This window comes from Janthinobacterium sp. J1-1 (assembly GCF_030944405.1).
GTDB lineage: Bacteria > Pseudomonadota > Gammaproteobacteria > Burkholderiales > Burkholderiaceae_D > Janthinobacterium.
Genome location: NZ_CP132339.1, coordinates 3,895,404 through 3,909,697, shown reverse-complemented (window position 1 = coordinate 3,909,697; position 14,294 = coordinate 3,895,404). Strand labels below are relative to the sequence as shown.

The 14,294-nt window shown below is 56.9% G+C and carries 8 protein-coding genes and 1 pseudogene; 6 read left to right on the top strand and 3 right to left on the bottom strand.

From position 1 onward, the window contains the following. Positions 1–41: 41 nt before the first annotated feature. From Q8L25_RS17905 to Q8L25_RS17895, 3 genes are read right to left on the bottom strand one after another with little or no spacing between them, the layout of a single operon-like run. Positions 42–5,963, bottom strand: coding sequence for a DEAD/DEAH box helicase (locus Q8L25_RS17905; RefSeq protein ID WP_308920651.1), 5,922 nt, complete (start codon positions 5,961–5,963; stop codon positions 42–44). After that, entirely contained in the window at positions 5,956–8,088 is a 2,133-nt protein-coding gene (locus Q8L25_RS17900) for a hypothetical protein (protein ID WP_308920650.1), read from the bottom strand. Before Q8L25_RS17900 ends, Q8L25_RS17905 begins: the two co-directional genes overlap by 8 nt. A 20-nt stretch (positions 8,089–8,108) precedes the next feature. Then, complete coding sequence (locus tag Q8L25_RS17895; protein ID WP_308920649.1) at positions 8,109–10,694, bottom strand: hypothetical protein; 2,586 nt, start codon at positions 10,692–10,694, stop codon at positions 8,109–8,111. A 257-nt stretch (positions 10,695–10,951) separates the two neighbouring features. On the opposite strand from Q8L25_RS17895, the pseudogene Q8L25_RS31755 reads away from it, so the two are divergent. The 6 genes and pseudogenes from Q8L25_RS31755 to trbC form a co-directional block, all read left to right on the top strand. Beyond that, positions 10,952–11,146: pseudogene (locus Q8L25_RS31755) on the top strand (transposase domain-containing protein); the annotation flags it as partial. Positions 11,147–11,268: 122 nt separating this feature from the next. Next, complete coding sequence (locus Q8L25_RS31750) at positions 11,269–11,436, top strand: transposase (RefSeq protein ID WP_374694179.1); 168 nt, start codon at positions 11,269–11,271, stop codon at positions 11,434–11,436. Between the two features lie 3 nt (positions 11,437–11,439). After that, complete coding sequence (locus Q8L25_RS17890; RefSeq protein ID WP_308920648.1) at positions 11,440–11,787, top strand: transposase; 348 nt, start codon at positions 11,440–11,442, stop codon at positions 11,785–11,787. Between the two features lie 526 nt (positions 11,788–12,313). Further along, complete coding sequence (locus tag Q8L25_RS17885; RefSeq protein ID WP_308920647.1) at positions 12,314–12,691, top strand: transcriptional regulator; 378 nt, start codon at positions 12,314–12,316, stop codon at positions 12,689–12,691. A gap of 203 nt (positions 12,692–12,894) precedes the next feature. Beyond that, positions 12,895–13,854 (top strand): P-type conjugative transfer ATPase TrbB, encoded by a 960-nt coding sequence (gene trbB / locus Q8L25_RS17880; protein ID WP_308920646.1) that lies wholly within the window; start codon positions 12,895–12,897, stop codon positions 13,852–13,854. A 10-nt stretch (positions 13,855–13,864) separates the two neighbouring features. Beyond that, positions 13,865–14,293 carry a conjugal transfer system pilin TrbC gene (gene trbC / locus Q8L25_RS17875; protein WP_308920645.1) on the top strand — a complete coding sequence of 143 codons (429 nt, stop codon included), beginning with the start codon at positions 13,865–13,867 and terminating at the stop codon, positions 14,291–14,293. Position 14,294 lies beyond the last annotated feature (1 nt).

Here is a 14,294-nt window from a genome sequence, read left to right as displayed (position 1 = left end):
TGGACCATGTGGCGTGCCGCTGATTCAGTAAATTCGCAATACTAAGTTGAGAGCTTTTCTGGTTGACCGGCGCGCCGCTCTCTTAAATCCGCCAAGACGCGAAGTGGGCGCCGCTCAAGATTGTAAGTGTCGACAGGAATCATGCCTCCTTGGTAGTCCCCCCCCAAAATTGTCCTGAGCGCCTCCGGATTTTTTTTCCAGAGCGGATGAAGTACTACATATCGCCACGTCTCCTTGCCGCTCTGCTCAACGATGCATGACAGCCCAGTATGTGGCAACGTTTCACTGTGTATAGCGCTCGGCCGCATTAACGCCACTTCTTCGGCGAGTGCCTGCGCCCGCTTTCGCCATCCGGCCAATTCAGGCAACTCGTCCTCACTTGGATTGAGCCCGCAGCTGTAGGCTGGGTTGGCCAACGCGCGCAAGTACGCAAGGCCTAGGCGCCAATCAAGCAAGCCGTGATAGCTTCGGTTGCCAAACCGTTGAACACAGCGGTAGCAGGACGTCATGCACTGGTCCTGGTGATGGGCGGCGTGTGGATGCGCCTCTACAAAATCTTTAAGCGGCCAAGCATCATCGCGCGACAAAATCGCCTCAACGATCTGTCCGATATACGAGGGCCCACCCGGTACACTTGGTTCACCAAGTCGGCGACATAGACCGGATCCATTGATCAGAGCGTCAGCGATCTGCAGCATTGGCCTACCGCCCCGCAGTCGGGGCTCCAACGCTACAAACTCTTCCGGCGACACGTCGAGCTCAAGCGCCGCCCGCTGTATAAGGATTTGGGTGGCGCTAATGGCCGCAGCGCGCGCTGCGATGTCGGAATGATCTCCTTTTCGGGCTACGCAGTCCAAGTTGAGGCGCGGGTCAAACTCGCGTAATTCGAGATAGACCGCATCCGTTTCCTTGCGAGCTACGAGACCGACGGAGAGGCCTTGCTGACCAAGTTCTGACAGAGGCCATCGAGCAGGGTTCTTTTGGCGGGCATTGGTTTCAATAGCCTGCCCGTCCTTCAAGCGCAATGTCCCACCAGAGCCCGGAATGGAAACACGCGTGTCCCCTGCCTCGTCAACAAGGAAGCGCGTTGCCTCGCCCTCGGCGTCCATCGGTCCATCGTTCAGTTGTAAGATGGTCGCACCCGCCCCACGCCAGATCCGCATGTTCGCCTGGTCAACAGGTATCCCTTCTTTCAGTACTGTCGCCACCGTACGTTGCGATAGTCGTGGCGTTGTTTCTTCTTCGTTAGAAGGAGTGAAATCAGTGCGGAAGGCTGCTGGTGTAACGTAACGGGAAAACACATCCTTCAGCAGGGTAGTCTGGCAGTCGTCGCATGCAGCATCGCCTTCTGGCTCATTCTCAGTGAATTTGGCAGCCCCACAGGACGCGCATAGCGCCACGTAAGATTGCGTCTCCCACCAGCGCCCCACTGCTTGCGCAGTCAAGGTCCCGCGATAAACGGGGTCAGTCAGGTTACTGGAAAATCCGACCACTTTGTGCCGCAACTTGTCTTTCACCAAGGAATTTCCTGGAGCATACTCAAGCACGGCCATGTCCAGATCGCGATCCATTGTCGACCATGCGTACTCATTCTTTTCGCCCCGCTCTTCACGCAGTCCGAGATAGAGATTCCTGACGCGGGTGGGCATGCCGTACATTGGGAAGAGCCCCCCTTCGGCAAGGAACTTCGCAAGTCCATAATCTGCATCAAGCGCATGTTCTCGCAGTGACTCGATCTCCTCAATGATCTTGGACGGTGTCGCATTGGCGAGTAATCGAGTGCGCTGCGCGCCCGTCACAGCCGCATTCAGGAACGCGTCGCGTTCGGAGAGCGTGGCCTCCAGCGCAGCCTTTAAGCGCAAAGACCACTGCGCAGCAGGATCATGGTAATAATCGCGCGTCGTCACATACTCGCCGTGGACATCTGGCGGCGTTAGCGCGTCGCCTGGATACGGTTTGTTCGCTTTCGCGCAATCATCCCTCAATTTTTGGAACGCGGCACGCAGCCATGCTTTTCGCAGCAGCCGCATCGGGATGGGATCGTGTTCCACGGCCAAAAATGGCGGGGGCGGCGCGTCGCCGGTAATGGCATGAGGATGTGCAAAGTAATACGCATCATGCGACCGGCCGCGGCAGAAAGTCACGACAAATGAGAACGCCTGGGCTCGACGGCCTGCACGTCCGACGCGCTGCTGGTAGTTGAACCGCTGCGGTGGCATATTCGCCTGATAGACAGACTGCAGGGCACCGATATCAATCCCGACTTCCATCGTAGTGGTAACGGAGAGCATGTCGATTGCGCTCGCGCGTTTTTCAGTTTCGCTTTCTCCATTTACAAAGATGCCTTTGAACTTACGTAGTCTATCGGCGAAGTCTTCTGTTTGCCCAGTCAGCTCTTCGACTCGAAGGCGAAAACGTGGCACACCATCAGCCGCGCCGCGAACGATTCGCTTTCCAAGGAAATTGGTCGTCCACAGTTCGCCGGCGCGACCGACCGGCGACTTGTCAAGCGCTTCGCCGCAGCGCGTGCACAAACCGAAACCGGTATGCAAATGCACGCGTTCACAGTTGCGGCACCGCCAGTAAGGGTCATTTTCGTCTGCCACCTTAATGTAAAGGTGTTCGATGCTAAACAACCCTGATCTATGTCCCGCCAGGGAAAAGCGCTGTAGCAAGTCCGTCAGACCTGCAATAGCGTCTGTCGGGAACACCTTATCGGCGATCTTTCTGACGCGATTTTTAATCGGCACATCAATACCCTGCACCCACTCTCGCACTTTGCCGTCTTCGACAAAATGGTTGTCCTTGATCCGGTAAGCACCAGCAAACACGCGCAGCCAGGCATCCATCGCGTTTTGGCTTTCGCCAGAGTTTAAACATGGGTATCCCAGACCCGTCTCCTCAAGCGAGTAAAACGTATTAGCGAAAATCACGTCATCATTGAGCTCGTACTGCTGTTTAAGAATTTTCGCCGTCAGATCCGCCTGGGCTGCGCCAGTCAAGTTCTTCGCGTATTCAACAGATCCATTGGCCTCACAGAACAGTTTATGCCATGGATGATCTCCGTATAATGCTCGTCCATGGCGGTCAAACGGATGGATGCCCATGTTGACGAATGCCGCAACGATATCGCCCACGCCCGAACCATTGGACCCGTTCAGCAGATCTCTGAGCGCGACTTTGCGCAAAGCGCGAACTTGATCGCCTTGGCGCTGCCCACCGAACCGCTTAGACAAATCCTCCATTGCATCGTAATCGCTTGCTTGTAGCAGGCGACTCATCATTTCTTTGTATTTTTCCTCACTGAGTTGTTCCCCTATTGGCCTCTCAACACGAGCTCGCGCAGCCGCTACCAGAACCTCCCGACGCAAGTCGCGCAAGTGCATTTCTTCAATGTTGAGCGCCTGATTAGCCGCATCCTGACGACTGTCCGAGAAACAGATGCCCTTAGGCTCGGCACCGACGGCGTGCAGTAGCTCAAACATTTCGGTTGCCACTAGCTGCGATGCTTTTGAGACACCGGTGCGGAACGCACGAATTGGTGAACGCTGGCGGCTTGAGGACGGCCTACGCGAATAATCAGTGCCACATTTCGGGCAGCAAAACGGCTGCGCAGACTTTGCGCGCTTCGGTTCTGTCTTGGAATTATTGCCATTGCGACCAACACTAACGGCGTTATCGGTCTGAAAATACAAATAGCCGCCAACGTTACCCGCTGGGATCTCCAGACCACATACAACAACGCCGGAATGTGGGTCTAAATGTGCCGGCTGCCACACGTCGTAATCGTATTCTGGAAGCATCGGTGCGGTACGACGCGGCCAGAACACCGCAAACTCTTCGAACGTCATGCGGTCGTAGTAGTCGTTGGCGGCACGTTCAGGAAGGTTTTCCAGATTACCCGATGACGGCAGCAGTTCGGTCGACCTAGAGATAATTCGACGCTCTCCGCGCTGGCCGCCGAGCAGCATGTCGCCGCACGCTTCACAATACAAAAGCTCAAACAGCCTTCTGCCTTTTGCCTGATTTGCACGCGGCGGTGCATGCGACAGTCCTCGTTCGACCGTCAGGTCGTCAAAGACAATGCCGTTTTTCGTGGCCGTCGGCGCGCCGAACAGCCCCTCAATATTTCGGATGAAGGTGTGTACACGGAATGCTGGCGTATCGAGTGCCACACGCACTTTCCATATTTTCGATTCAGGCAAGGCGCGCGCCAACATCAAGCCTCGCAGCGCCGCGTCGAAGTCTTGCACGTCACCTTTAAAAAGCCGTTCGCTGATGACAGAGGCTGATGAAGCGCGTACCCTGTTTTGTTCACGACAGGCGTTTGTCAGCGCAGCGGCAGCTGCCTCGGCCACCTTGACGACCAGCCTTCCCTCGTCTTCGTCAGCCACTCCAAGCGCTAACGCAGTTCCCTTGAGCGCATGAGTGAGCTCTGGCGTGCCCGTCAGCTTGGCAATAAAATCCGTGCGCGAGCCGAGCCCCGCCTTGAACAGCGCCTCAAACGGTGCAGCATCGAGCTTTCCCTGGCCCCAATTCGGAATGTTCGGGGAACCCTCGACCACGCACGTCTTCCAGAAGCCGGCGTCGTCTTTGCCTAGGTCGCCTGCGGCAACACTCGTGCCGTATGGCGCGAACATGTCGCGCAAATACTGTCTGGAGCGCTGGCCATCGTCGCCATCCATCGGCATCGACGCGGATGACGCAAGGATGCGCAGTTTGTACCGGTGCTTGGGGTTCGCCAAACCTAGCCTCTCAATGAGCGCTTTCGCCAGGAACGAGACCTCTGTACCGGCCGATCCGCGCACCAGGTGCAATTCGTCGAACACCAGATAAAAATAGGCATCATCATTGGTCAACAGCCACTCGCGCGTTTGCTCGAAAATGGGGTCTTCAACCTCTCGCGAAAGCATTGCACCAAGCATCGACGCGTTTGTAATCAACAGGTCAGGAGGGGTCTCCTGCATGTCCCACCGGGACAGCATCTCGCCACCATCAAGGGCAGGAAAAATATACCGAGTTGTCTCCGGAGCCTCTGGCGCATCGCGGCCTTCCTGATCAGCTAACGCGCGCTCTAAGTTAAAGCGTTCCATTTCACTCGAATCATGCTTACGCGCCGCGTTTTGGTCCTGTTCTGCGCGCTGCAAGGTAGAGCGCAATTTCGTAAGGCGCCGCTTTCGTCGCTTTTTCTCCTCAGTGTCGCCGGTAAGCCTTGGATGCGCTTGATGCCCAGTCACCTCGATGCCGCTCGTGTACTGTCCAAAGAATACGCGGTTTCCCGAAAACCGCTCAGTCATAACCGCACGCGCCTCCTCCGAGTCAAGCGTGCGACGCAGGCGCACCATTTGATCTTCAACGAGCGCGTTCATCGGGTAGAGCACCAAGGCGCGGACGGCTGCAGGGCGGCGTTCGCCAGCGCGCGCCAACGACCAATCAGCTGTGGCACTGCGCCACCACTGCTCGGTCATGTAGCTCCTGTCGGGACTTGTCCAGTTAACAGCTTCGTTTGCAATCGCAGCGAGCACTGGCAACATGAAGCTTTCGGTCTTTCCGGAGCCGGTGCCGGACGTGACGACGCCAGGATGTCCCGGACGCACGCCACGCTCAAGCATATCGAGTTGGTGGCGGTACGGCGCGTAGTTGGAAGCGCGGCGAATGTCGCCGCTGCTGGGCTTACCGTCAAACAGGCCCGACAGGGCAAGTTCTGCAAAAGCCCGGCGACCTTCCTCGGACAACGGTGCAAGAGGGCCATCTGCCCTTCTGGCCAGGTCCTCCAGCTTGACGCCGTCGCTCTTGTAGCGCAGCACCGGTTCAATAAATGGTTCAGTTGTAAATGCACCGAGCGAGTTTAGCAACGCGCGACGCGCCGCAGCGGAAGCCGGATCGGAAATACGAAAACTGGTCTCCACATAGGAGATGAAAAAATCCTTGATACGGTTGAAACCGCCAATCGGGTCAAGCATTGAGAACGCTCCGCAAAGAGATGGCGGCGGTGCCGCTTGAAGTCGTGAAAAGTTTGATGAACATAGCCGCTGATGCGTTGGTGTCCATCTCGCGCGCCTGTGCAAGAACGCGTAGCGCTCTTACGCTACGGGCCGCGCCCAGCGTCTTCACATGCTTGATGAGATCGGCCGCAGCCAATGTGGTGTCAGCGCGGGCAGCTCCCGGATCTAGCTCGTCTTTCGGTACGGAGGCATTCGTTCTCGCCATCGCCAGAGCGAATTCTCCATTTGGGGCCAGCGCGTCGCTGATATCCAGGCGTACAGCGTGGTTGAAGAGCGCCGACGCCTCGTCGCAACTTGAGTCTTCAACGGTTGCGCACAGCAGGAAGCGTCGTGGCAAATCACCTTGTTCCGCGCAGTTGCACAGCGATGGATACCAGAAGCGAGCGCCCGAGCGTTCCGCTCGCTCGATGACAGCGAGACTGGTTCGCGGCTCGTCCGCTGCGCCAACGGCGCTGCGTAGTGCATATCCAAGCCTAGTGGACACGCCGAGCCCCGGGCGCACCCAGAGATCTTCAAAAGTAATTATGGTTGGGTCCGCTTCCATCCGGATAGCGCGCCCAGCCGAAAGCATTATTTCGGCGACCGACAGAAAGTCGAGCACGCCTGGGCCGCATAACACCGGGACCTCCCCGGCAAGCATAAGCGCGGCGAACTGCAACATGAGCTCTTTTCCCTCTGTCGACAACAGTTTGGACACTGCGATGTTTTCGCCCAGCTTTGCTGTCGATACAATTGCGGCACCGGCGGGCATGTGCAGAGTTGGATATTTCATCTCGAGCGCCGTCAATGTCGCCCGCTCTGCCAGCAATGCCGTATGAACATCGTCTGCCTCGCGCCGAAGCGCCTCCAGCGACCTGTTGACATCGTTTGCTGCGGCAAGCAGTGGCGTCAATGCGCGTTGAACCTCGTCTTTCGCCGCCGTCAGGTGCTTCACCTCCTCGCTAAGCGCGACATGCTGGTTTTCGAGGATCAGAACAGCCGCCTCTATGGCGGCGCGTCGCGCGCCGGCACCGCACCGCAGCACTTCTTCTTCAGCAACCTGTCGGTGGTCGAGCTCGACCTTGAGTTCATTCAAACGCTGCTTGTGAGCTTCCTCAAGTTGAGACAGTTGCGTCCGCTTGATCTTGTCTAGCTCATTTTCAAGTTCTTGCAGCATGTTTTCACGGTGGGCCGCAATTTCCACCACGACTGCCTTCCCGGCCCTACTTCGCGCCGCATCCCGCTCCTCTTCAGCGATCTGTGCAGCGCACGACCTGATGACGCCGCTAATACGTTCGTCCGCTGCGAACGCGTTGATGAACTTGCGAAGCAATTCCTGATCATCGGCAAGCCGCTTGGCCATTTTGCCAGCCCGAATGGCGTCGTTCGCTGCAATGACATCGGACGGATCAACTGATGTCAGCGATCGTCCCCGCTTTGCGAACCCGTCAAGCCATGCAATAAGGTTGTGCGCGTGCACGTCGCCGGCACTCGCTGCGGCACGTGCAATGCGTAGCGCAAAAGCATCATCGCTGGCCCAATCGTAGGTGAATTTGCTGGGCGCATTGTTCAAGTCATATAACTCGATATCGCCGTCGTCCGTCGTCACCGTCGCTACGCATGCCGGGTCGAAACGGTACGCCGTAACTTTGCCAGGGGTGCCAGCCAGATGCGCGGCACCGTCCTGCTGTTTCAAGTCGAGCAGAAGTACCTCATCGTTTGCACAGCGGACAATCGATATGCCGGTTAAATGCGGCAATTTGATACCTTCGGTCGTCAGGCGGCGGTGCACCTGGTCCTGACCGCCGTCTGCTGAAAAATCCGCATACCGGTACAGACGGCGATGCTGACCTGCCTGCCACGGTTTTGTCTTTATACCTGTCGGTGTAAGCGTAAAAGCGACCCAATCCAACAGGCGTACATGCCGAGTATCAGTAGAGCGCCACTCCAGGCTATCCATACTCTTGAACAGAGCCTTGCGATTTTCGATCGGTCGCCATGCACCATCAACCTGTTGGACCGCAGCTTCGAGTTGCGCGCCTTTGTCGTGCTCTGCGCGCTTGAGGCAGCGCCCCGCGTACCAGACCAAATTATTAACTGCCATGGTTGTTCGCCTTACTCACCTTAAAGTGTCAAATTTCCATCAATCCATTGGGGGCGCAACGCTCCTTGGGAGCGGCGGGTCCGAGAAAGCGCTGCGCCTGGCGTGAGCGAGCCCTCGGCTGTCAGTCCTGAAACGCATCCAGGCAACAACGCAGCGACCCAGCGGGCATCCAAACTCGTTGCTGGGTAGGTGTAGATGCCGTCGTCAAACCCACCGCTCGCAAGTGTTCGCCTGCGCAGTGTACGACCAATGGCGTCGGGGAGCGCGCCATCTCGACCGGTGACATTCAAGTGTCGTCCATCAAATGCGAACAGGGGTACCGAAGCGGCGGCATGCGCGGCGACGATTGCGGCACAACGGGACAAGAAGTGAGCGCGGGCACCGTTAGATTCCACGCGATACACATCGTGGTCGGTATCCGCGCGGTGTGAAAGCAACGTCAGGTTAACGGCTGCATCATTCGCTCCGGCACCAAGGAAGCGACGGTTGCGCCAACACCATGAGGCCGACACGCTGTAATGTTCCGCACGCCGCTCTGTTGCCGCCAATGCGAGAGGCGCGGTTCCCGGTGTCTCCGGCCGACCTACATGCTCCCACTGCATTACGCGCGCCAATTGTTCCGCATTTGCGCCAATCGCGCCTACGACCGGTACAGACCAGCGCGCTGCGCCTGGATGGCGGAAGGGCGTTGCACCCATGGCCTTTGCGGCAACAACAAAGGCGTCTAGCATTTGCACGCAAAACGCGCCTTCCGCAAGTGCGACAGGGCCGGCCGGGCTGTCGACGCTAACGATGCGTGGAGCCGACAGCGTCCATACCCGACCCTTCCATCCTCGCCGCAACCTAGGCTCAATGACGCCGCCGTCTTGCAGCATTCTCAACGTGCGCCAAGGTACTGCGGCGGCCTCTCGATCAGAGCGCCTGAGCAAGCTAACGATATTAGACTCATCCCATCCACTGGCACCATTTGCATAGATTACCTCAAGCAGCCATTCGAGGGCGTCATCGGCCTGGCCCCACGCAGGTGTATCCAGGACGGGGCAGGTCACCTCTCGGCCGGACTCTAAGGCCAAACGATCCCAGTCGGCCAGCAGTGGTTGGCTGCGTCTCGCGCCACTCAGTTCATAATGAGGTGCCGCGTGATTGACAAACTGCACATTCAACCTCCAGTGCGGCTCGCGCTCTCCTACAGCAAGACGCGGCTCGATTACGCACGTTCCAGAGACCGGATGTTGTGCTGCAAGTCGAAGCCCGTCGGCTGCCGAGATGGTCAATTCGGGCTTGCCTGTCCAGGAAACAATGCGAACCTCTGATGTGTCTGATGCGATCTGTGGCAGAAAACCCGGAAGACCAAGCCAAGCCCCATTGACGCGGACACCATCTGATACTGCGGGCCGAAATAGCCCTACGTCCCCTGTCATCAATCCGCACCGAACGAGCTCGTCGCGAAGCTTCTCGGCGCTAATTGGATCAACGGTCAGACGCCAGTCTACATATCGATCGACTCGTCCCATGCGACCTTGAGTGCGCGAAGCGATCTTGTCATGATAGGCGGCAAATACCAGCCCTCGACATTTCCCCAAGTCCGGCTCTGCAGTCCATCGACCCATGCCTGTTTGTTTGAAAAAAATCAGTCCGCGTGCCACGCTTGTGCCTAGGTTAGGACTGTTCAAAACGAACCGTTCGTCCAGCGCCGCAGCCAACGTCTTGTAAGGACGAATCTCAACGTCGCCTTCGAGTTCGACGCTAAACTCTCGCTCATCGTCAACCGTCAGCGTAATCTCAATCTGCGCGAGTGGCATGCTCTTGGACTGAGCCCCGGAGCGAACATGATTGATTAAGGCCCAGAAACGATGGTCAGCCAGCGCGCGTCGTTGCGAGTAATATGCCCTCTTGAAACTATCGAAGGCCTCGCTTAGTCCAACCGAAAAGCTTTTCTTATTCGAGTAATTCCAAAAGGCGTGGATAACGGTCGTTGGCTTGTCCAGATCTTGTATAGGTGTCGATGCAAGAACGCGACGCACGGTGCTGACGTCAGTCCGGTTGGGAAACGACAGTCGCAGTGTATAGCCGATATGCACCCAGTTGCGAGGATGCTCCGGCAAGACAAGCCGTTTGACGGGGCGTCCCGCCAGCGACTGCTTATCGAGCCACGACGCAAGCTCTTCCCACATCAGTTTTACGCCGGCAAGATTATTGAATGCGTGCTTTACCTTCAGCCAGGCGGCAAGCTTCGAGCGAAACTGGTCGTTTTCATACTCATCTCCACCTAATAGACCAGCGACTAGGAGCGTCAACGCAAGTGGGACAAAGCAGTTGGGAATTTCTTGAGATGGATATTTGGAGGAGCCTTTCATCAAGACATCCCACAAATAGTTCTGGTTGCGCAACAGGGTATCGCGAAACGCTTGTTCGACTTCAGCCGCGCAACTTGCGTCCATCCCGCAAGCAAGCGCGAGGGAAACTGGAGTTACTTCTAAGGTGCGAATGTCTGTCGCGTCGCCATCCACGCCGATTGCAAAAAAGTGCCGCACCAAGATACGCTCCCACTCGTCAATGCTAAATGGGACTTTCTTTTGAGTCTGCTTGCCACCTAAGTTCGTCATTCTACAATCGGCGCTTTATTTTTGACATCTGACGCTCAGCATTCACGCTGATTATTTTGCAAAGCACGTAGAAGGTGGGCGCTAACAGCTATTGTCAGCTAACAACAACGATAATATCAAATTATCAATGGGAGCGCTATGTGATTTTTAGAAGTATCCCAAGATAGACGAGCATGAGTTAACAAATTAACGCTCGATGCATTGTACGCGCAGAAAGATGCGAAACATAGCGTCAATTATTGCGGAGCTCCGCATAACAAAAGAACTGGCTGTTCACAGGTTTGGAGCGGGCCGGCCGCCGCGCCACCTCGATCCAGAGCCTGTTCGCCACCGCCTAGCTCAGCTGACTTGATCCGGCACGCCGGTTGGCCAGGGTCTTGGAACGTCTCTCGACGTGCCCCAACCGACAGATCGACGCGTTGCTGCCATTTCCAGACTCTAGCCAACGCTGAACCGCTGAGCAGATGGGGTGACTGGCCGCTTACCTTCATAGCAACTTTTGGGTCAAAGCATCTTTGATGTTTTGGAGCGATTGATGATGTAAACGCAAGATAATCGAAACCGGCATCAGCAGGTGAGGACGGCACTCAAACGTGGCTATCCCACGGATGTGAAAGATGAAGAGTGGCGTCTGATCGCGCCGCTGCGGCCAAAGCAAGCGAAGACGGGAAGACCTCGCAAGACGGATTTGCGCACGGTAATTAATGCGCTGCGTTACATGGTAAGGTCCAGATGCGAGTGACGCATGCTGCCCAATGATTTTCCTCCGTATCAGACGATCAATTGCTGGTTTCGGCGACAGATGCGACGCATGCTGATTCGTACCACTCATGATCTCGCGTTGTTGCTTGACCGTACGTGGAATGAGCGGGTGGTGCTATCAAGTACCTGTATTATCGATAGCCAGAGCGTGAAAGCGCTCTGCGTGCAAAATCGAGGTTATGACACCAACAAGAAACTCAGCGGGCGCAAACACCATATCGGGGTGGACACGGATGATCGCTCGCTGGCGATGGGCCTGACGCAAGCAGACATTGCCGACTCCACTAGCGCGCAGATGGTACTCAATTGCTTGATCAAACGCTGGCCGTAGGTGAATATCTATTTGGGGATGCGGCATACGACCGCAGGCGGTTGATCGACAAGGGGGCGTTTTTCGACTTTACTGGGGAAGTCGTGCGATGCCCGGAGAGTAACCAGCGCCAAAATGATCACATTAAAAGGTAGAATTTTCCAAATTCAGATTGTTGAAAGTTCGGCATGAAGACGTCCTGAACAAGCTCAGTCAGGCACAAAAACCAGATTACTACCTCAAGGTATATTGCTGAGGCGTGATCAAAGTCAAGATGAGCGTCCAGGCTACAGGATTTAAATCGCGGCGTTCAACAATTTGGTACTCAAACCTGTCGCGAAAAAACCAGTACCACAAAACCTTCACTTACTGACAGCCCACAATAACTTGCCAAATTTTTTAATGCATAACTATGGGCAAAGTCCTTCTGCTATGAAACCTGTTTCGATATGCCCGATCAATGGATACATTGTCAGGAGCACTAGAAAATATCCAACTTGACACTTTTTGTGTGATCTAAGAGTATAAATCCAAGACATCAGCCACCGTGTACAACCAAATCTTCTTCACCAACGTCCTGCGCGTGCTCGACGAACTGGGCATCTCCAAGAACGAACTGTCCGACCGTGCGGGCATGTCGGTGTCGTTCCTGTCCGACCTGACCAACGGCAAGGCGAATCCATCGCTCAAGATCATGGAATCGATCGCCAAGGCGCTTGACGTCGCGTTGCCCGCCCTGCTGGAAATTACCGACCTGGACCAGGAGTCGCTCGATATGCTCGCGGGCGGCAAAGCGCCAAATAGCCTACCGTCGGGCTATGTGCGCGTGGCAGCGGTACTGACTGAATACCAGGCTTTCCAAGTGCGCCAGTGGAATGAGGCGAACCGCAAGCAGATCGCGAACGGCAAGCCTGAAGATAGCTGACGCACGGAAACGCCAGCACCGCTGCCCACATATTTTCCAAAACTCCATATCCTTCCTGAAATAGTCAAGCGGATTCGGCATTAAACACCGAACTCATCAACAAGCTTACGGCTGACCTTTGCGCTAGGTCTAATCCCGTCATTTTTACCGGTATATCCTTTGCATATCTGACATTGCTTCGATGCAGCAGAAGGATACCGATCATGGCTGATACGGAAGATTTCTCGACGCTGAAGGACCGCGCGCGGCGCAAGCTGGAACGCGACATGGGTCCGCTTCTGGTGGAGGCGCTGAACGATCCGCGCACCGTGGAAGTCATGCTCAACGCCGACGGCAGGCTGTGGCAGGAGCGGCTCGGGGAACGGATGCGGTGCATCGGCACCTTGCGCGCGGCGCAGGCCGAGGCCATCGTCAAGACCGTGGCAGGCTACCATGGCAAGGAAGTCACGCGCGGCAAGCCGCTGCTGGAAGGCGAGCTGCCCCTCGATGGCTCGCGCTTCGCGGGCCAGCTGCCGCCGGTCGTCCCCTCCCCCACTTTTTCCATCCGCAAGAAGGCCATCGCGATCTATACGCTCGACGAGTATGTCGCAGCCGGGTCCATGACGGCGCGCCAGTGCGGCATTCTGCGCCAGGCAGTGGCTGGCCACCGCAATATCCTCGTCACCGGCGGCACCGGCTCCGGCAAGACCACTCTGGTCAACGCCATCATCAACGACATGGTGGCCTGCGATCCCGGCGAGCGCGTTTTCATTATCGAAGACACCGGAGAAATCCAGTGCGCCGCCGAGAACTTCGTGCAGTACCACACGTCCTTCGACGTCTCCATGACGGCGCTGCTAAAAGCCGCGCTACGCATGCGGCCTGACCGAATCCTGGTTGGCGAGGTGCGCGGCCCCGAAGCGCTGGACCTGCTCGACGCCTGGAACACGGGCCACGAAGGTGGCGCGGCCACGCTACATGCGAACAATCCGGCGGCAGGCCTGGTGCGCCTCAAGTCCCTGATCAGCCGCAACCCTTCGGCGCCGGCCGATATCGAGCCGCTGATCGGCGAGGTGGTGCACATCGTCGTGCACATTGCCCGTACGCCAACTGGCCGCCGCGTGCAGGAAATCCTCGAAGTGGCCGGCTACGCGGACGGCCGCTATCTCACCCACGTACTGTAAGGAGCTGACCATGAACATTTTCCTGCCTGGCCCGCCGGGCCATGACCACCGCAAGGCGCAGTTCTGGCTGTGCGCGGCCATCGTCCTGCTGCTGTTCCTGTCGCTGCCGCACCAGGCGCATGCGGCCGCCGGCACCGGCGGCTCGCTTCCCTATGAAAGCTGGCTGGAAAACCTGCGCAATTCCGTTACTGGTCCGGTGGCCTTCGCCCTGTCCATCATCGGCATCGTCATTGCAGGGGGCGTGCTCATTTTCGGCGGCGACCTGAATGGATTCTTCCGCACCCTGATCTTCATCGTGCTGGTGATGGCGCTGCTGGTGGGCGCGCAGAACGTGATGAGCACCTTTTTCGGGCGCGGTGCGGAAATCGCGGCATCTAGCGACACGCTGTGCGGCACCATCCGCCACGCCGCTTCGTGCAGCGGCGCATGGATGACTTAGA